Consider the following 18,716-nt stretch of genomic DNA (forward strand, 5'->3'; position numbering starts at 1 on the left):
GAAGCATCATCCTTTAGCGAATGTAGAATAAGACAAGAAACGTACGTTGAGGAGGAGATGTATTTTGAAAAAAGTGGACTTACTCATGCATGCTTTAGATTCAACATTCGATCAAGAAAGCTGGTTTGCGCCTTTTAAACCTTCCATGGAAGGAATTACAGCGGAGCAGGCGAAGTGGAAGCCGGAAGGAGAAGCGACGAAATCGATTTGGGAAAATGCCAGTCACCTCATCTATTATAAGGAACGACTCACCGCAAAGCTCGAGGGGCGTGATTGGACGCAAAATTTAGATGGAGACGAAACGTTCCATTATGTTCCACAGTCAGACGAAGATGAGGAATGGCATCAGGTCGTGGAACGTGCCGGGAAGGCGCACAACCAGCTGCGTGAAGCGCTGAGCCAGCTAACGGACGATCAACTGGAGAAGGAGTCGCTGGATGAGAAGCTGTTGGATATTTTCCTCCATGACGCTTACCACACAGGTCAAATCATCCAAATTAGAAAACTGCAGGGTTCGTGGCCGGCGAATCGTTAAGAAAAGGAGGGGTGCCCATTATGGAAAAAGAACATTTCACAGGCTTTCGGAAGGTGGAGGTAAGGGATGATCATTTAGACGTGACATTCCCCATGTTTGTTTTCTACCCCACAGATGAACCTGAAAAAGAAGAGAGAATCGGGCCGTATCCAATGCATGTGGCAACAGGAGCTGATCTGTCAAACGGTACATACCCACTCGTTATCGTTTCTCATGGCACGGGCGGGACGCCGCTTGTTTACAGAGGTCTTGCGAAGGCGTTGGCAGCGAGCGGATTCATCGTCGCCATGCCGGAACATCCATTCAATAATATTCATGACAATCGGTTCAAGGATTCGATGGAACTTCTTGAAAGCCGGCCGAAACACATCACGCAAGCGATCGACTGGTTTATGGAGGACCATTCGTTCCGGGATCATATCAAGCAGGACGACATCTCGATGATCGGACACTCCATGGGCGGATACACGGCTGTGGCAGCAGCGGGAGGAATCCCGACATCTCTTCCGGGGGAAACGGAGGGTGGAAGTCCAGTAGTGGTCGATGTGGAAAAAGAGAAGCGGATTAAGAAATTGATTCTGCTGGCACCCGCGCTCGGTTGGTTCAGGGAAAAGGGGGCACTGGATCACGTCCATCTCCCCATCTTCGTGATGACCGGCGAGAAAGATGAGGTCACGCCTTCTTTTCACGCTGAACTATTACGCCAAGGGGTGAAGCATCCTGAAATGATAGAACACAAGGTGGTCGAAAACGGGGGTCACTTCTCGTTTTTAACGCCTTTTCCTGAAGCAATGAAAAGCGCGTCCTTTCCGCCTTCACAGGACCCTGAGGGATTCGATCGTGAAGGTTTTCATGAGAGGCTGCATGTGGATATCCTTCAGTTTCTATTAAAGTAAAGGTCTTGCAACTGAGTTTTGAAGTAACTCATATAATCTTAATCTCCTTATAATTAAATTTCATAAGGGGATTACAATAGATTACTTACATAATGCACGAAAGGCTGAAGAATATCATGGCAATAAAAGAAGCACCGAACATTCAAACAGAACGATTGGTTTTACGTCCGAGAGCGGATAAAGACATTCCCAACATGCTTAAAATGTTTAACAATGAAGAAGTAAGAGAATTTCTTGGAATCAATCCCCCTCGTGATGAACACTCGATGATAGAAATGGTCAGGAATCGTACTGAAACAAAATGGACGGTCGCATTAAAAGATACGGATGAGTTCATCGGTGATGTAATGATTCCACAAATAGCAGAAGGTTATCTTGGCGAAATTGGTTATCGCTTCATGAGGGAGCACTGGGGAAGCGGTTTTGCGTATGAAGCGGTCTCCGCGGTCATGGAGCATTGTAAAAGCACATTAAACCTTAAACGTTTATCTGCTACTATAGATGATAAAAATATGCCGTCAAAAAAGTTAATTGAAAAACTCGGATTTACTTTGGTAGCGGTGTTGCCTGAATCGCATTTACATGGCAGAGTTGCCGATGTAGCTTACTATTCTCTTAAATTATAAGCGTCCTTTCGCCCTCCTGAAAAAATTACAAACAGGCACTTTCACAACTTTCTCAGGTGCTTTTTTTGATGCACATCTGAACAAATCTTATTTCGAGTGTTCCCATGCTTTCTCCTTAATGTAAGCGCAAACGGAAACCACCTCAAAAAACTCCTTTATTAGCTGAAATGTTTTGTTTAGAACATAAGCGGTAATACATGACTAAACAAACAAAACCATACAACTTTTTACAAAGGAGAATTTCAATATATGCGTACGAACTTGAAACATTACATTAACGGTGAATGGGTTGAATCAACGGGCAATGACACCTACGACGTCATTAACCCTGCAACGGAAGAACCAATGGGTCAAATCAGCTTAGGAACGAAGGAAGACTTGAATAAAGCGGTTCAAGCAGCCCGCGATGCTTTCCCGAGTTTCTCTCAAACTTCTAAAGAAGAGCGGATTGAAATGCTTGAGAACATAGCTGAAGCCTATGCACGACGCAAAGACGAATTTATCGAAGTCATGACGGACGAGTTAGGTGCACCTCTTGAAATTTCGGAGAAGGTTCACTATAGCATGGGGTATAATCATTTTGCCCAAGCGGCTGAATCTCTTAAAAATATTGAATTTATGGAACACCGCGGTGACCATACAGTCGTCAAGGAATCCGTTGGGGTGAGTGGTTTGATCACACCATGGAACTTCCCGACAAATCAATCTTCAACGAAAATTGCCAGCGCTTTTGCAGCCGGTAGCCCGGTTGTTTTGAAACCTTCTGAGATGACGCCATTCGCTGCCATCATGTTAGCGGAGATTTTTGATGAAGTAGGCGTGCCTAAGGGCGCATTCAACCTCGTGAACGGTACAGGCGAAACCATTGGTGATGGCATCAGCTCACACCCTGATATTGACTTTGTGTCATTCACAGGTTCAGCTGGCGTTGGAACGAAAGTCATGAAAAATGCTTCTGAAACGATTAAAAACGTTGCACTCGAACTAGGTGGTAAATCTCCATTGATTGTTCTTGAAGATGCGGATATGAAGGATGCTGCGCGAAATGCAGTAAGTAATATCGCCACGAATACTGGGCAGGTCTGCTCTGCAGCGACCCGAATGATTGTTCCAGCTTCTAAGAAGGAAGAATTTGAACAAGCGGTATTAGAAGTGCTTCCTGAATTCCCGGTAGGTCATCCTCGTGAAGGAAATTACGTTGGACCCCTTGTATCCAAGAAGCAGTGGGACACTGTTCAGTCCTATATTGAAAAAGGGATGGAAGAAGGAGCCGATCTAATTGCCGGTGGTACAGGACTTCCAGAGGGGTTAGATAAAGGGTATTACGCGAAACCGACGATCTTCACGGATGTATCGAATGATATGGTGATCGCACAAGAGGAGATCTTTGGCCCTGTAATGTGTATTATTACGTATGAAACCATCGATCAGGCGATTGAAATAGGAAATGATGTTGTCTATGGATTAGCCGGTTACGTCTATGGTAAAGATCCAGAAACACTTAGAAAAGTTGCAACATCCATCCGTGCTGGACGCATCAAGATAAATGATGCCTCTCATGATTTCAATGCACCGTTTGGCGGATATAAGCAATCGGGTATTGGTCGTGAGTGGGGCGATTATGGAATTGAAGAATATCTTGAGAAAAAAGCGATTCTTGGGTTCCCGTCTTAACTGCTCATGGATTAAGGAAGAGCTATTCTCCTCGTAATTTAAGAGGTTTCTTGATTTGAGAAGTTCTTTTTTTCTATTAACAACAAACTTTTAAAAAGCGCGGTATGCTGCCTATACCGCGCTTTTTTCATGGTTATTACACAACAAAATAAAATTTTTTTTTGAAAAAAAGTGATCCAAATCGATTTCTCCTTCGATAGCTTAGCAAATACATCAACAACGAAGGAGAGATTTTCAAATGAAAATGAACAAGAACGTACGTAATGCATTTCTAGCTGTACCTTTGAGTGTATCTTTACTGATCCCGACGACTTTGAGTGTCAGTGCCGAGGATCATATGAAGCCAACGGTTGAAACCGAGGCTGTCGAGCTCCGATCCACACTGGATAACTTGCTGAGTGAGCACGCTTACCTTGCCGTCGAAACGATGAGAAAAGGAGCAGAAGGAGCGGCTGATTTCGAAGCTTCCGCTGGAGCGCTTTCTGCGAACACAGAAGATCTATCCGCAGCGATCGCTTCTGTTTACGGAGACGAAGCGGGCGAGCAGTTCAAGAAAATGTGGTCTGATCATATCGGATTCTTCGTCAGTTACGTGAATGGAACAGCCAATGACGATGAAGAAATGAAGCAGGCAGCACTTGATGAATTGAACCAATATCGTCAGGACTTCTCCCAGTTCCTTGAAACCGCAACAGGAGAGCGCCTTGAAGCAGACGCACTAGCTGAAGGATTGCAGATGCACGTCAACCAACTGATTGGTGCTTTTGACAGCTATGTAGCGGGAGATTATGAGAAAGCCTACGAATACGAGCGTGAAGCGATCCATCATATGTACGGCGTGAGTAAAGGACTTTCAAGCGCGATCGTCAATCAGTTCCCGGACAAGTTTAACAACACGAAAGCTGTGACACCGGCCGCTGACCTTCGTTCCAACTTGAACCACCTGATGAGTGAACACGCAGGACTTGCTGCAATGGCGATGCAGAACGGAATCGACGGATCCGAAGACTTTGACGCATCGGTCCAAGCCCTTTCCAACAACACAGATGACCTATCCGCAGCGATTGCTTCCATTTATGGTGAAGAAGCAGGAGCGCAGTTCAAAGAAATGTGGTCCGGCCACATCGGCAACTTCGTTTCTTATGTAGAAGGAACAGCCGCTGAAGATGAAGCGATGAAAGAAGAAGCGCTACAAGCTCTGACGCAGTATCGCGCAGACTTCTCCCAGTTCCTTGAAACGGCAACAGAAGGACGCTTGGATGCAGACGTACTGGCAGGTAACCTTCAGGAGCACGTCAATCAGTTGGTCGGCACATTTGACAGCTATGCAGAAGAAGATTACACCGCAACGTATGAGAACCTGCGTATGGCGTACGCGCACATGTTCGGCGCATCAAAAGCCCTGTCTTCAGGCTTCGTAGACCAGTTCCCGGACAAGTTCGCACAAGATATGCCGTCTGAAATGCCGGACACAGGACTTGGTGGAACAGCTGATTCCAACAACATCTGGATTTTCGCATCCATCCTGGCTCTACTGGCAACAACGACTCTATTCATTCGTAAATCAGAACAATAAGAACTAAAGAGAGGGGGTTCCCTCTCTTTTTTCAACATCGGAGGGGATTTCTATGAGATGGACGATGATCCTTCTATTCCTATCCTTGGTTCTTGCCGCATGTAGTTCGAACCCAGAGCCTTCTTCAACAGCAGAAGGCGAGCCATCTGAAGAAACGCAGCAGGAAGAACCGCAAGAAGAACCACAAGGGCTTCAGAAGAAAAAACAAGGCAGCTATGCTGACCCGATCATCAAAGAAGAGGACGTCAGTGTAACACCTGAGCGTGTGCAGATCCCTTCAATCGGAGTCGATGCGTTTGTTGAAAAAGTCGGGACGCTCGCAAACGGACAGATGGGCGTGCCGAAAGAAGCTCAGAATACCGCCTGGTTCGAGCCTGGCGCAAAGCCCGGAGCCAAAGGGAGTGCCGTCATCGCAGGACACGTCGGCCTCTCACAAGGTTCGGCTGTCTTCAACCGCCTTACAGAACTTGAAAAAGGGGATGAGGTGATGGTGACAGGAGAAGACGGAAAGCAGCTCACCTTCGTCGTCACCGACCGCCAAGTGTTCCCGCAGAATGACGCACCCGTCGAGGACATTTTTGGCTACACGGCAAGGAAGACGCTGAATCTGATCACGTGCACAGGGGATTATATACAAAATCAAGGCGGTCACCAAGACCGGCTTGTAGTGTACACGGAATTGAAATGACACAGAGGGACGGTTCTCTTGTTTCATCTTTGAAACAAGAGAACCGTCCCTCATGTTTTACCTCATGTTTTAATCCTCACACTATAGTTCCTCATCGCGTTCGGAACACCTTTTATTTCCAAGTGGCCATTCACAATGAGGTGTCTCACTCGATACTCGAAGAACTGGTCACCGAATACTTGGTGGACCTGCCCCATGACTTCGCCAATGAGCCGGGCGGATTTGATAAACTCATGGTTCTTTTTCTCATGATGGATGTTGCGAAGCGTATCCATAATCAAATCATCATAATAATCTTCCCCAACATGATGAAGCTCCTCCTGTTTCCATATCCGCAGCACTTCTTCACCTGCCGATAACGCTTCCCATTCGTTTTCGAGCAGATGTCGTTCGTCTTTCGTGAGTGCAGAGATCTCTTTGTTTTTCTCGTAGATTATTCTTAATTTGTCAGGAGAAACCTGTCCTGTATGTATGGGATAAGGTTCATCTTCAGGCACAGCGAACAGCTTGTTGTAATCTTCCGTTATATTTTCTATAAAGATGTCATTCGGTTTTTCTTGTAAGGCATGTAAAACAAATCTCAATGCGGTCTGTTCCTGAACATTTTCCCCCGTCCAGATGATGATGGGCGTGTCCTGTGGAATGTCCCTGATTTCGGATACGGTTTGATGGAATGTGTGTGGATACTGATCGATCGTTTCATCGTCCAAATTGATATGTTCCTTCAGCCATTCGTGCCTGTTGCGGAGGCCGTTCGCTTCGTGCAGGTTCCAAACAGGTCCGATAGAAAAGCGATCTGCAACGTTGATGACTTTTTCCTCGTTCTGTAATCCCATCTCTTCTAAGGCTTTTTTCAAACATCCGGCAGCCGAATCACCGAATGCAAGGTGCACGACTTCATATTGAGCTGACTCATCGACTTTTTGTTTGTAATGAAGAAAGTCAGCGTAACTTCGTTTCATGTCTGAAACAAACTGCTCGTCTGAATACGCCTCCACTTCGTCAAGCGTGTGAATGCGGAAGAGCATTTGAAAGAGCAGGGATTTTACTTCTTCTTCTGTGGAGTTCTGGATGGTCCTTTTTAGTTCATCAATCAAGACATTCTCTCCTTCTTTGAATCGAGTTTTTCGTCAAGTCATTGGATGTGTGAAGTTGGAAAATTATGATAACATGAGTGTATCACAATCGTGTGGAAGCGAGGGCACAGATCTACTGCTTCCAGTTCAAAAATCTGAAGAGGAGATATCCATGACCTTAAACAAATACTCAAAGACTAGTATTCTATTCCTCCTAGCCGCCGCACTCATGTATTTCCTTGGATACAATTTATTCACCCCGGAACACCACGGCCTTAATTTCTATATCGCAGGAGCCCTGGCCTTTATCGCCGTTCTTTTCATCTGCGTATCTTATCGCATCCATCATAACGGCTCGTGGGGGAAGACGATCCTGCTGCTGGTCGGGCTGACGGTTCTTCTGTTGGTCATAAACGCATTGATTATTTTTGTCGGATTGATTTTGCTTCCGTCTTTATTTGGATGACGGTAACTGAATGCTCAATCAAAACATTGAGTGTCATGGCTATACTTTATAGCCATGGAGGGAGTTATTCTAGGAAACTATAGGATGGATACCGATAGAAAGGAGGCTTCAGAATGTCGATTATATTCATTACAGGCTTATCCGGGGTAGGGAAATCGAGTGTGCTGAAACGATTAGAACGTGATGGATACGCTGTGGTCGACACGGATTATGGCTACACAACGATTGAAACGGATGGGTCAGCAGAAAGAGTTTTGGATGAAGAAAAGATCAATGAATTGCTAGAGAGGCATCAGGGAACGGATTTATTTTTATCCGGTTGTTATTCGAATCAAGGGAAGTTCTATAAACACTTTGATCACGTCGTGCTGCTGAAGGCTGAGCTGAACATCATGATGGATCGACTGGATAGAAGAACGTCTAATCATTATGGGAAGAGTGCAGATGAGCGGAATGAGGTTATACATAGTTATGAAAATGTCTTGCCGTTATTAGTGAAAGGATCGGATGTGGTTCTTGATACTTCACATATAGGAATAGAGCGTATCACTGAGAAGTTAAAAGGGTTATTGTGAGATTCATTTGTATGCGTTCCATACTTGGCAAAGAGAGAACTTACCCTTTCACGTAAGTTCTCTTTTCGCGCGGAAAAAAGGAGGTGCAACCATGGTTGTATTTTTATTTCTATCCATCTTTGTCATGCCGATTCTAGCTATCATTTTCTGCTTATCGTTTGGAGCATTGCCGTATCGGCTGCATTTAACGGATATTAACCTCATACTGAAACGAAATCCATCCTCAATCGTATGGTACTAGTAGAGATTTAGAGAGGTGGTGTCGCTTGAATGGCGAGTTGCGAATGCTGTAAAACGGAATTTTCCTGGTCGGGCCTTCTCAGAAGGAATTTTCTATACGCTGAGCTCGAATGCAAGAACTGTGGCTGTGTACATAAAATCACCTGGCCCTCGAGATTCGCCGTAACGAGCTTGAGCGTTGTACCCATGCTCATTTTCGGCTTAACCCTGACCCCGTTCGAAAACACGCTGACCACGATGGGAATCGGACTGATTGTATTCACATTAGGCATGCTGATTACACCTGTTGCGGTGAATTACAAATTCGTTCGTAAGTAGATACATAGACAAGGAGATGGATTAATCAGCAGACAGGTCCTTCCATAAAAATAGAAACTTATGGTAGTGTGTGGATGAGGGAGTGGTTGCTTGGAGAAAGTCGTCAAACGATCAGCGCAGATCATGCTATTGTTGAGTCTGTCTTACTTAATCCTCGACAGTGCCTTAGATATAGTAGATGTACCAGACTTTTTGTTGCTTCCAAGTCTTATAGTCTATTGGTTTATCTTAGGGTACGAAGACTACGTCCATAACAGCAAAGTATGGGGAAGAATCATCATGATTGCTTCTACAACTTTACTCATCGGATACTTCATTGTCGTTGTGCTATACATATGAAAAAAAGACCGTTCCGCTTCGAAGTGAAAGTACATACAGGAGGATTACAGAATGTTAAAACGAAAACGCATCTTCATTATTCCGGCGTTAGCCATCGCTTACTTCGCATACTTATGGTTTATCCAGGTTAATGAAGGAGCCTTTATTCAAGGGGAAATCACTGAAATTAATCAACAAAATGCAGAAATGGACATCAATATTAATGTGTGGTCTAGTGTAAATGATGACGATACGCATGGATTTATAAGAAAATATGACTCGCAAACGATTCGAGTGGCCAATCCAAATGATTATGAGGAAGGGCAGCGAGTACAGGTCGAGGTCACCAAAGGTTACGAAGAAGACGTATGGGATTTGGACCGGTTGGAGTTTGATGTAAAAAAGATCGAGGAATAACGATGCGCCTGCCCTAAAGCTTAGGGCGGGCGTTTTTTTCTGGTACGGAGGGACGGTTCTCATGTTCCAGTTTAGGAACAAGAGAACCGTCCCCTCCAAGTGAAACGTTCCTTTTTTGTAAACGTATGTATAGGAAGGGAGGAGATTCGGAAATGAAGTATTTGTTGACTATGGTTTTGTCGGCTGTTTTGCTGTTGTCGGGTTGTATGAGTGAAGGGGAGGCGGACGGTCTGCACTCGTTTGATTCCTCGGCTCTTCAAGAAGAGGTGAGCGATGCCCCGTATCAACCGAAGCTTCCAACTGAGCTACCATATGAAGTGGTGAAGACAGACTTCACTGGAGCTCTTGGAGATCAGACAGAGGATGTTGTGCTTGATTTCAGATTCATTGGGGAAAGTGATCAGCAGGTCCTCGAATTGATGACGTTCAACGGAAATGACATCGAGCAACGATTCGAGACAGAGCCCATTGATCATGCTGACTTCACAGGCGAGTATGGGGAACAGCAGATGGAGAATGGAGAAACCGTGAAATTGATCATGTGGAAGGACGAGGAAGTCGTTTACGAATTAACGACAGCTGGTGAAGTGTCCAAAGATAAATTGATCCGTGTCGCTTCCTCGTTTGAATAACCGAAACGATTTTATGAAAAATGCACGGAAAGGGTGAGGGGATTATTTTCATAAGTCTTCTATTTATAGCTGTAGGTGCATGGGGGATCTTTTCACCCTACACGGTGTGGCTGATCTTTGAGAGTTGGAAATCGGACGATGCGGATGGTCCTTCAACTTTTTTCATATGGACGAATCGCATTGGGAGTTGGGCTTTTGTAATTGCAGGTCTGATTGGAATCATTGTGAGTTTAACTTAAATATAGAATTGTGACATGGAAGGATGAGAAATTTGAGAGTCTTATATAAGCTATTATCATCATTGTTTCTGGGGCTGTCTCTCCTATTCTTCCTCAGCCCTGTCGGTTTGTACTGGTTTATACATGGTGACGATGATCGCTACGTATGGATCATCAAAGGTCCGTACCCGTTCAGTCAATTCGGGAGCGGGCCTTTTCAACTTTGGATGGGTATTGGCTTAGTGTTAACCGGGGTGATCTGTGCGGTGATATCATTAGTGTTTTCATGGCTTCAAAAAAGGCAGGAGACAAGAACGTAACTTAGTCTTTGGGAAAAGCAGCTAGATACATGTCTTCAAATGAAAGGGGTGGCCTTTCATTTGAAGAATAACAGAAAGAGAAAGGCGCAAATGGATAGGATCGAAAAGAAAATGATGTTTGTTAAAACGGAGGCTTCCATGTATCCGCGGGGTTTCTTCCTTTTATCGTGTTCTGAGTTTCGCATTGCGTAATTCTTTTTGGACATCTACGTTCCCTCCCGATTTAAATTCAATCACAATTTTCTCAACCTGAAAATAGGCTCAATAGAAAGGGGATATGATCAATGAAAAAAATCCCCCTCATACTTACCGTGCTGCTATTGGGAGCATCTCTGTTTTATACATAATCAATTATGAGTTTAGAGGTTGAGTACCGCCTATGATGGGTATGTTTTGTGCTTTTAAATGTGTTGTTTATCACACATAATCTTTGTATAATGAGTATAAAGATAAAGGATGCTGACATATAATACAGAAAGGACTGAAAATATGGAGGCTAAAGTGATGTCGGAAAAGCAACATCCGTTGATCAACACGAACATGTTGGATTTCATCCGCAACAATGTTTATAGTGTGACCGAAATGACCCGCCAAAAAAAACTCTCAGAAATATTGGAGCTTTACTCAGGGGAAGTTACCGATGAAGTTTTTATCGTGCAGAATGGAAAGAAGAAAGACGCCCAGGCTGTCATTGCTGATCTTGAATATTTTGAGCATCTGCTTACGTTAAAAGAAGAAGTGGAGCGGGCCTTTGACCAAGTCGCACTTGAGGAAGCCAGTGAACGTGTAAATGATGCAGCGGATTTATCGTTATCTGATGTGTTCGAGGATGACGATATTGATGTAGATGCTCTTTTGAAAGCGCTGGAAGAAGACAAATAAATGAAGACGTTGGAAGATTTGCAGAGGATCATACTCGATAAGTACAATGTCGAAGTTAAATTTACAGAAGAAGTTAAAAAGGATTTAAAGTCCGTTAACAAAGGAAAGCGGCAGTCTATTTTACTTGAGATCCTGCGGCGGGCGAAAAACGGTCCACTCTTCAAACCAGAAGGGGTTGCGGAGTCTCTTCATGGTCAATTAAATGGATTTGCAAAAATAAAATCTAAATCCCTGAATATCCGGATTATCTATCGTCCAGTTGATCACCAGCCGATTCGTATGGAAATCATCGCAATTGGTCCAAGGGATAAAAAGAAAGCATATAAACTAGCGATGGAGCGACTTGATCAGTTTTACGATAAAATGTGATTTGCTTAAGAAGCGGCACCTTGATTTTCACCCAAGGTGCCGCTTTTTTATGGATTCATTTTCCGGCTCTTCTCAAAGCTTGCTCCATCTAAGAAATAGACCTAACGAAAGCCGCAGCCCATGAAACCAACCAAGGACTCACGAACAGCAGGCCGCTTAAATACATGAAATTGCGCTTCCTGACTACCGCTGCTATGACAAGGCAGAAGAAACTGCATATAACCGTTACGATGATCGTTGTCACGATTCCATACTCCTGGAATACAGGCATAGCGAAAGACAGAATACCTATGCCGAAGATGATCCAATACATGATATAAGGTAGTGGTTTTGATTCCATTATGATTCCCCCTCTAACATCCCGCTTTCTAAACTCAGCAACACTTTAACATAAATATCCACATTAGTCCTGAAATCATTGCACCTTTTAGAAATTTGAAGAAAAACATTGAAAATTATGTCATTCAGCGTTATGATGGCGTAATATTTATTTTTAATAAAGGTGAGGTGGGCAGTATGCGTCAGGAACAGGCTGTGAAGAAATTAGTAGATCAATTGAAACAAGACCCTGGAGTGCGAAGTATATTCTTGAAGGGATCGATGGGCAGGAACGAACACGATGAACATTCCGATATCGACTTGTATTGTCTCGTGAAGAAGGAAGAGGAGGAAGCGTTTCTTTCCCGTCGAAGAGGTCACCTTGAGGCCTACAAGGACATCATGTTTTACGATGATATCTTCATTATTGCGCCGCAAATCATCGCCGTTTATGAGGACTGGCTCCACGTGGACCTTTTCACGGTGACGGAAGAGACGTTTCAGAATAAAGATTACTTTACCGTGCTGTATGACCCTGATAACGTGATGGATCGGTATCAGAAAACCGACAAACTCACGCTTTCAGAAGCGGAATTCAAAGACCATGTCATCGATGTCGCGTGGTTTTTGTTCCAATATAAGAAATCGATGGAGCGGGGGAATCCGACTTGGTCACCGGAGATGCTGCGTCATGTGATGCTGCATCTATCGAATGTCATGCTGTACGGGTATGCCAGGGACCGTTCCCGACTCGGGTTGAAGGCTGTACATACGCATCTGCCTGAGGAAAAAAAGCAGAAGATCGGGTCCATTTGTGAGGAGATCACCCCGTCTAATCATAAAAACGCCGTTCAGAACATCGTCTCTTTATTGAAATCCGAGATCAACTGGATCGAAGAAATGGTGGAGGAGGACGGGCAGACGATTCCTTTTCTAAAGAAAATGATGGAGACCATGTCGCCTGAAAAAATAGAATACTAAAGGGTTACGAGAGGAGAAGATTGAATGTTTACTTATACAATCAACCAGGAAACAGAACTTCGTTTACTTGAAGTCAGACACGCAGAGGAGCTGTTCCAGCTGACGGATTCCTCAAGAGAAAGCTTGCGCAAATGGCTGCCTTGGATTGATTATACGAAGACAGCGGAAGATTCAAAAGGATTCATTGAAGGGACGCTGAAGCAGTTCAGCAGCAACGACGGCTTTCAGGCGGGCATCTGGTACAAAGGGGAACTCGCAGGCGTCGTAGGCTTGCATAAAATTGACTGGTCCAATCGTTCCACCTCGATCGGGTACTGGCTGGGCGACGCTTTTCAAGGAAAAGGTCTGATGACACAGGCATGCCAAGCCGTCATCGACTATTGCTTCCACGAACTGAAGCTGAAGCGGATTGAAATAAGGGCGGCAACGGGGAACGATAAAAGCCTAGCGATTCCAACCAGGTTGGGATTCAAGAAGGAAGGGTGTCTGGAGAAATCTGAATTGCTCTATGGAGAGTATGTCGATCATATTGTGTTTGGATTGATTAATGAATCCTGAATCCGATTCCTTTTACAAGGTGAAACGTACACCGTCATCCAACCGTATAAGAGGAAGAAAAGGAGGGAGCCTATGCTTCACACATTCTCAATGACAGGCATACTCATCCTGTTGGGGGCTGTCACCCTCGCAGTATTGCTTTTAAAAAAAATGAAGCATCGATATACGAAAATCGCGCTCGCACTCGTGGCGGTCGCTTTTCTGTTTTTCGGTCTCATAACGATCAACAAGCCACTTGAGAGCTTCGGCCATTCTTTCAATGGAGATCATCCGACGATCATCGTCGCCACCATCGATAACGTTGGCTATACCAACTTGACGCTGCGCGACATCACCGTGAATGAAGGGGATCGACCGAAGGAGGTCCGTCTTCTTACAAGTACGGCCAACGCTTATCCCAATGTTGCGGATTGGGAGAATCGAGCGGAAGGTGTGCAAGATGTCCAGTTTGAAGCGTATCAAGGACAAACGATTCCGCGGACGCCTGAAAAGTACTATTCCATCGGTATCGAACATGACCAGCCGATAGAAAAGGTTAACGTGACTTATACATATCTCGGATTACCGTTTGAACAAGTCATCGAACATGGTGAAGCCTGGGGGAACTCGTAAAGGAGCGGATGAAAGTGAAGATCATAAGAGCCGTGTTTTGGACCAACATCGTCCTCAGTGGAATCGTAATTGTGTTCTTTGCGTACTGGTTTGCGACAGGTTTTATATCAGAAATGCCGGAAGATACAGGGATTGTCGCTCCAGAGTTTTTCGCTTTTATTCCCGGGTGGCTCATAGCGTCCGGATTGTGCGTGTTACTCATGCATAAGGGAGGTCACGAAAAGGATCCAGCCTTTGGAATCCTCTTCTTCTCCATTTTCCTAACCTGGCTTTCCCCATTCTTCGGCATGATTTTTCTCAATATCATAGGACTTTTATAAAACGGAGGGTTACATACAAATGAAGAATGAAAAGAAACGAAGCGCCGGGCTGACCCAGATCAGTGTCATAGGCGGTGGCGCAGCGGGTTGGGGAATCAACCTCGGCCTCGGCTATATCGCCGACATGGATCTGACGCACCTGTACGGAATCTCGATTTTACTTGGGGTTATTGTGGGGTTGTTATGGGATATTGCGGATAAGTTGAATGATTAGCATTTCGGTGGTTATATTTATACATTTATCTCGAAGACAAGTGTTCAAGATTTGGGCAGGTTTGTGGAAGACTCAGTTTCGAGGTAATTTCAAGCATGGATTGTAATTTGGTAAGAGGATTGCTACTCTTTATGTTGAATGTAAAATTTATGTAGTTTCGTTGGGAGGGTGAAAGATGGAAGAAGATTGGACTACATTTTCCCCATTAGGATTAGTGATTAAATATGATTATGTGAAGATTGATGTTCCGAACAACTATGGTGAAGTGAATATAGTAGACCTAAGAAATGAAAAAGTATTATTGCAGCTGTTCATTAATTTAAAAGAGGATGTAGTAGAGAAAAAAGGTTCATTGGAAAATTACGATATGGATGAAGAGGCTACTATTTCAGAGATTAAAGGTAATGTTGAATACTTTATTAGTAAGGGGATAACGAATCCTTTTAATTAAATGTGCTCTTTTCTTATTCAGGATAAGGGGGCAAATATTGAACAAAGAGTTGTCGATACGGCAGCTTTTGAAAAAGGGGACGGTTCTCTTGTTCCAGTTGTGGAACAAGAGAACCGTCCCCTCTGTTTCATTGGAAGAAGGAAAAAGAACCGGACCTACTTTGTTCGGTTCTTTTTAAAATTTTTGTAAGATATCTGGGTGAATCGCGTCTTATAGGTGAGGAGGTGAGAGAGTGACACAGCTTGAGGATATTTATCACACATACTTCAAAGATGTATTTCTGTATGTCTATAGTTTATCGGGCGATAAGAATATCGCTGAAGATATCACGTCGGAAACGTTTATGAAGGCATTATCATCGTTGGATAGTTTCAAAGGGGATAGTGACATCCGTGTTTGGTTATGCCAAATTGCCAAAAACAGTTATTACTCTCATTTGCGCAAGAAAAAAAGCTTTGTAGATCTTGACTCGGTTCAAGAGCCAGCGAGTGGAGACGATGTCGAACAGGAAATCGCCACTTCAGAAGCGTCTGTGAAGATACATGAAGTGATCCAGCATTTAAAAGAGCCATACAAGAAAGTCTTTTCGCTCCGTGTATTTGGAGAACTGTCGTTCAAGCAGATTGGCAAACTGTATGCTAAAAGTGATAACTGGGCTTGTGTTACTTATCACCGCGCTAGAGAAAAGATCAAAGCGCGATTGGGGGATTATCGATGAAAATCAGCTGTCATGTGATCAGGGATTTACTGCCGTTATATGCCGAGGATATGGCAAGTCAAGACACGAGAGATCTAGTTGAAGAACACATCGTTTATTGTGAAAACTGTAAAAAACAACTTGAAGAAATGAGGACGGTTGAAGCACCGCCGGTCGATACCGATATCGCTCCCTTAAGAAACATACAACAGACATTGCGAAGGAAAAAGCTGCAGACGATTCTTTTTTCAGTCATGGTCACCTTGGTTTTGGCAGTGGTCACCATCGCTTATCTGACAACGCCAGCCTACATTCCTTATAATGAAGATGCGGTTTCAATCATTGAAAAGGATGACGGCACTGTCCTTTTGAATTTCAGTGAAGAAGTCGCTGGATACAATGTAACCGAATATCCAAAAGAAGACGATTCAGGTTCTGTCTATGATATCACGACATGGGAAACAATCTGGGACCAGAATATAAGCCAAAGCAACCTGGAAAATACGGTCTTAAACCCGAATGGAGAAACGGTCGATGCCATCTATTATTACAATACCGATGGAAGTGAAGACACCTTAATTTATGGAGATTCAGTAACGGATGGTTCTGTGGTGACGTTACCTAGACTCGTTTTAAGCTACTACCTGTTGTTCGCTATAGCATTTTCACTGATTTGTGGAATCGGATGGATCCTATTCCGTAAGAACGAAAAAATAAGAAGTGGACTGGAAAAAGTGATTTTATTGCCGATCTCCTATGTGTTGGCGCACTTCCTTATAAAAGGCCTTCACCCTTCTACTTACCTGGCTGGTCGAGACGTTTATTTAATATTACTCGTCGCCATTTCATTATATTTTGCATTGTTGGCTGGAAGGAACATTTTGAAAAAATCATTGAAAAGCGCGTAACAAAGGGGACGGTTCTCTTGTTTCGATTATGAAACAAGAGAACCGTCCCTTCTGTTTCATAAATCCCTTGTTTTTTCAGAATAAAAGAAATTTTATGTATTTTTGGAAACGCCTTCATTTGAATCGATAATGATTTATACTAAAAAAACGACAGCAATCGACAATAACGCATGAGCCATGAATATTCATTGCTGTTTTTACTTTTACAACATGTGAGGAGGCAATTGGATTGGTGGAAAAACGTAAAGGAATGTTTCAAAAAGGATTGGATGCCATTGAATATGTAGGGAATAAGCTGCCCCATCCCATTACACTATTTGCGATCTTGGCACTACTTGTTATACTGCTTTCTGCTATCATTTCCAGTTTTGGGCTGAGTGTAGAGCACCCTGGGGAAGAGGGGAAAATCGTTGAAATAAACAACCTGCTCAGTGCAGAAGGTATTGAATATATTTTCGCCAGTATGACGGATAACTTTATTGGATTTGCTCCTTTAGGGGTCGTTCTAGTGACAATGCTTGGGATAGGAGTAGCCGAAAGAACAGGACTGATTAGTGCATGCTTACGTGGTTTTGTGCAGTCCGTTCCAAAACCATTGATCACTTATGGCCTTGTATTTGCAGGGATCATGTCCAGTGTTGCTTCTGACGCTGGTTATGTCGTATTACCTCCACTTGGGGCTGTCATTTTTGCAGCACTTGGGCGTCACCCATTAGCGGGGCTTGCAGCTGCATTTGCGGGTGTTTCTGCAGGTTTCAGCGCAAACTTGTTTTTATCTGCGACAGACCCCTTATTAGGTGAGTTAACAATCGATGCTGCTGCAATCATTGATCCTGCCTATGCGGAGGGTATGAACATAGCGATGAACTACTATTTCATCTTTGTTTCTGTATTCCTGCTGACACTTGTAGGGGGATTGGTCACAGAGAAGATTGTCGAACCCCGTTTGGGACAATACAAAGGTGAATTCCGTGAAGATTTAAAGGGATTGGATGCTACAGAAAAGAAAGGTTTGAAATGGGCGGGGATTTCTCTCGCTGTATCAACCGTGCTTGTGGCTCTATTGATTCTTCCACCTGGAGCGCCTCTAAGGGGAGAAGATGGCGGGATTATCCAATCTCCGTTTATGAGTTCTCTGGTGCCAATCATCACCATTCTCTTCTTTATTCCTGGGTTGTTTTATGGCATCGCCGTCAAAGCGATTAAAAATGACAAAGATGTGGCAAACCAGCTTTCAGAGACAATGGCTTCCATGGGGATGTTTATTGTCCTTGCTTTTACTGCCGGACAGTTTGTAGCTTACTTTTCAGAAACGAATATGGGACTCGTCATCGGTGTGTATGGCGCGGAATTATTAGAATCGGCCAACCTATCAGGGATTCCATTAATCATCAGCTTTATTTTAGTGGCCGCTACCATTAACTTGTTCATAGGCAGTGCGTCTGCAAAATGGGCCATGATGGCTCCGATATTTGTACCGATCATGATGGAGTTGGGTTATTCCCCTGAATTAACACAGATGACCTATCGTGTAGCAGATTCTACGACAAATATCATAACGCCTCTCATGACGTACTTTGCTATCATTATTGCATTCGCTCAAAAGTACGATAAAAAAATGGGAATCGGGACTCTCATCTCAGTTATGTTCCCTTATACGATCTTTTTCCTTGTATCTTGGACACTCATGTTAATTGTCTGGATGATGACGGGCATTGATTTAGGACCAGGCTCTCCCATCCACTATTAAAACAAAAGGGGACGGTTCTCTTGTTTCGGTTATGAAACAAGAGAACCGTCCCCTTCGTTTCACCATAAAAAAAGACGCCCT

Annotated in this window: 29 protein-coding genes; 27 read left to right on the forward strand and 2 right to left on the reverse strand. The window is 43.9% G+C overall.

What is annotated here, in order from left to right:
• Positions 1-64 precede the first annotated feature (64 nt).
• The 6 genes from LCM20_RS09375 to LCM20_RS09400 all read left to right on the forward strand — a co-directional run bounded on the left by LCM20_RS09375 (position 65) and on the right by LCM20_RS09400 (position 5,995).
• Complete coding sequence (locus LCM20_RS09375; RefSeq protein ID WP_225195192.1) at positions 65-535, forward strand: DinB family protein; 471 nt, start codon at positions 65-67, stop codon at positions 533-535.
• A gap of 20 nt (positions 536-555) precedes the next feature.
• Positions 556-1,431 carry an alpha/beta hydrolase family protein gene (locus LCM20_RS09380; protein ID WP_225195193.1) on the forward strand — a complete coding sequence of 292 codons (876 nt, stop codon included), beginning with the start codon at positions 556-558 and terminating at the stop codon, positions 1,429-1,431.
• A gap of 116 nt (positions 1,432-1,547) precedes the next feature.
• Positions 1,548-2,057 (forward strand): GNAT family N-acetyltransferase, encoded by a 510-nt coding sequence (locus tag LCM20_RS09385; RefSeq protein ID WP_225195194.1) that lies wholly within the window; start codon positions 1,548-1,550, stop codon positions 2,055-2,057.
• 249 nt (positions 2,058-2,306) lie between these two features.
• Positions 2,307-3,731, forward strand: coding sequence for an aldehyde dehydrogenase family protein (locus LCM20_RS09390; protein WP_225195195.1), 1,425 nt, complete (start codon positions 2,307-2,309; stop codon positions 3,729-3,731).
• 238 nt (positions 3,732-3,969) lie between these two features.
• Positions 3,970-5,307 (forward strand): copper amine oxidase, encoded by a 1,338-nt coding sequence (locus LCM20_RS09395; RefSeq protein ID WP_225195196.1) that lies wholly within the window; start codon positions 3,970-3,972, stop codon positions 5,305-5,307.
• 52 nt (positions 5,308-5,359) lie between these two features.
• Positions 5,360-5,995, forward strand: a complete 636-nt coding sequence (locus tag LCM20_RS09400; protein WP_225195197.1) for a class F sortase — start codon at positions 5,360-5,362, stop codon at positions 5,993-5,995.
• A 62-nt stretch (positions 5,996-6,057) separates the two neighbouring features.
• On the opposite strand, the gene LCM20_RS09405 is transcribed toward LCM20_RS09400, so the two are convergent.
• Entirely contained in the window at positions 6,058-7,092 is a 1,035-nt protein-coding gene (locus tag LCM20_RS09405; RefSeq protein ID WP_225195198.1) for a DUF1835 domain-containing protein, read from the reverse strand.
• 151 nt (positions 7,093-7,243) lie between these two features.
• Between LCM20_RS09405 and LCM20_RS09410 the strand changes: the two genes are divergently transcribed.
• From LCM20_RS09410 to LCM20_RS09455, 11 genes are all read left to right on the forward strand, one after another.
• The gene (locus tag LCM20_RS09410) at positions 7,244-7,537 is read left to right on the forward strand and encodes a hypothetical protein (RefSeq protein WP_225195199.1); all 294 of its coding nucleotides are present in this window, start codon (positions 7,244-7,246) and stop codon (positions 7,535-7,537) included.
• A 113-nt stretch (positions 7,538-7,650) separates the two neighbouring features.
• Positions 7,651-8,112 (forward strand): AAA family ATPase, encoded by a 462-nt coding sequence (locus LCM20_RS09415; RefSeq protein ID WP_225195200.1) that lies wholly within the window; start codon positions 7,651-7,653, stop codon positions 8,110-8,112.
• A 91-nt stretch (positions 8,113-8,203) separates the two neighbouring features.
• Positions 8,204-8,353: a hypothetical protein gene (locus tag LCM20_RS09420; RefSeq protein ID WP_225195201.1), complete on the forward strand. Its 150-nt coding sequence runs from the start codon at positions 8,204-8,206 to the stop codon at positions 8,351-8,353.
• Positions 8,354-8,382: 29 nt separating this feature from the next.
• Positions 8,383-8,670 carry a TIGR04104 family putative zinc finger protein gene (locus tag LCM20_RS09425; protein ID WP_225195202.1) on the forward strand — a complete coding sequence of 96 codons (288 nt, stop codon included), beginning with the start codon at positions 8,383-8,385 and terminating at the stop codon, positions 8,668-8,670.
• Between the two features lie 90 nt (positions 8,671-8,760).
• Complete coding sequence (locus tag LCM20_RS09430) at positions 8,761-9,009, forward strand: hypothetical protein (RefSeq protein WP_225195203.1); 249 nt, start codon at positions 8,761-8,763, stop codon at positions 9,007-9,009.
• Positions 9,010-9,060: 51 nt separating this feature from the next.
• Entirely contained in the window at positions 9,061-9,405 is a 345-nt protein-coding gene (locus tag LCM20_RS09435) for a hypothetical protein (protein WP_225195204.1), read from the forward strand.
• A 152-nt stretch (positions 9,406-9,557) separates the two neighbouring features.
• On the forward strand, positions 9,558-10,037 hold the full coding sequence (locus tag LCM20_RS09440; RefSeq protein WP_225195205.1) for a DUF4367 domain-containing protein: 480 nt from the start codon (positions 9,558-9,560) through the stop codon (positions 10,035-10,037).
• A 20-nt stretch (positions 10,038-10,057) separates the two neighbouring features.
• Complete coding sequence (locus LCM20_RS20250) at positions 10,058-10,276, forward strand: DUF6199 family natural product biosynthesis protein (protein WP_412097995.1); 219 nt, start codon at positions 10,058-10,060, stop codon at positions 10,274-10,276.
• Positions 10,277-10,308: 32 nt separating this feature from the next.
• Positions 10,309-10,575 carry a hypothetical protein gene (locus tag LCM20_RS09445; protein ID WP_225195206.1) on the forward strand — a complete coding sequence of 89 codons (267 nt, stop codon included), beginning with the start codon at positions 10,309-10,311 and terminating at the stop codon, positions 10,573-10,575.
• A gap of 504 nt (positions 10,576-11,079) precedes the next feature.
• Positions 11,080-11,457 (forward strand): hypothetical protein, encoded by a 378-nt coding sequence (locus LCM20_RS09450; protein ID WP_225195207.1) that lies wholly within the window; start codon positions 11,080-11,082, stop codon positions 11,455-11,457.
• Positions 11,458-11,826, forward strand: a complete 369-nt coding sequence (locus tag LCM20_RS09455; RefSeq protein ID WP_225195208.1) for a type II toxin-antitoxin system RelE family toxin — start codon at positions 11,458-11,460, stop codon at positions 11,824-11,826.
• An 88-nt stretch (positions 11,827-11,914) separates the two neighbouring features.
• Here the strand turns inward: LCM20_RS09455 and LCM20_RS09460 are convergent, their stop codons facing one another.
• Positions 11,915-12,166, reverse strand: coding sequence for a hypothetical protein (locus LCM20_RS09460; protein WP_225195209.1), 252 nt, complete (start codon positions 12,164-12,166; stop codon positions 11,915-11,917).
• A 194-nt stretch (positions 12,167-12,360) separates the two neighbouring features.
• On the opposite strand from LCM20_RS09460, the gene LCM20_RS09465 reads away from it, so the two are divergent.
• From LCM20_RS09465 to LCM20_RS09510, 10 genes are all read left to right on the forward strand, one after another.
• Positions 12,361-13,125: a nucleotidyltransferase domain-containing protein gene (locus LCM20_RS09465; protein ID WP_412097996.1), complete on the forward strand. Its 765-nt coding sequence runs from the start codon at positions 12,361-12,363 to the stop codon at positions 13,123-13,125.
• 24 nt (positions 13,126-13,149) lie between these two features.
• Positions 13,150-13,683: a GNAT family N-acetyltransferase gene (locus tag LCM20_RS09470; protein WP_225195211.1), complete on the forward strand. Its 534-nt coding sequence runs from the start codon at positions 13,150-13,152 to the stop codon at positions 13,681-13,683.
• A 72-nt stretch (positions 13,684-13,755) separates the two neighbouring features.
• Positions 13,756-14,295, forward strand: coding sequence for a hypothetical protein (locus LCM20_RS09475; RefSeq protein ID WP_225195212.1), 540 nt, complete (start codon positions 13,756-13,758; stop codon positions 14,293-14,295).
• Between the two features lie 14 nt (positions 14,296-14,309).
• Positions 14,310-14,615, forward strand: coding sequence for a hypothetical protein (locus LCM20_RS09480; RefSeq protein WP_225195213.1), 306 nt, complete (start codon positions 14,310-14,312; stop codon positions 14,613-14,615).
• Between the two features lie 19 nt (positions 14,616-14,634).
• Positions 14,635-14,829, forward strand: coding sequence for a hypothetical protein (locus tag LCM20_RS09485; protein WP_225195214.1), 195 nt, complete (start codon positions 14,635-14,637; stop codon positions 14,827-14,829).
• 175 nt (positions 14,830-15,004) lie between these two features.
• A complete protein-coding gene (locus LCM20_RS09490; RefSeq protein ID WP_225195215.1) occupies positions 15,005-15,280 on the forward strand; it encodes a hypothetical protein in 276 nt (91 codons plus the stop codon).
• A 37-nt stretch (positions 15,281-15,317) separates the two neighbouring features.
• Positions 15,318-15,458, forward strand: coding sequence for a hypothetical protein (locus tag LCM20_RS09495; protein ID WP_225195216.1), 141 nt, complete (start codon positions 15,318-15,320; stop codon positions 15,456-15,458).
• A 54-nt stretch (positions 15,459-15,512) separates the two neighbouring features.
• Complete coding sequence (locus LCM20_RS09500) at positions 15,513-15,998, forward strand: RNA polymerase sigma factor (RefSeq protein WP_225195217.1); 486 nt, start codon at positions 15,513-15,515, stop codon at positions 15,996-15,998.
• Complete coding sequence (locus tag LCM20_RS09505; RefSeq protein ID WP_225195218.1) at positions 15,995-16,885, forward strand: zf-HC2 domain-containing protein; 891 nt, start codon at positions 15,995-15,997, stop codon at positions 16,883-16,885. Before LCM20_RS09500 ends, LCM20_RS09505 begins: the two co-directional genes overlap by 4 nt.
• Positions 16,886-17,114: 229 nt before the next feature.
• The gene (locus tag LCM20_RS09510; protein WP_225195219.1) at positions 17,115-18,635 is read left to right on the forward strand and encodes an AbgT family transporter; all 1,521 of its coding nucleotides are present in this window, start codon (positions 17,115-17,117) and stop codon (positions 18,633-18,635) included.
• The last annotated feature ends 81 nt before the right edge of the window (positions 18,636-18,716 follow it).

It is taken from the genome of Halobacillus litoralis, assembly GCF_020171725.1.
GTDB classification, from domain to species: Bacteria; Bacillota; Bacilli; order Bacillales; family Halobacillaceae; genus Halobacillus; species Halobacillus litoralis_F.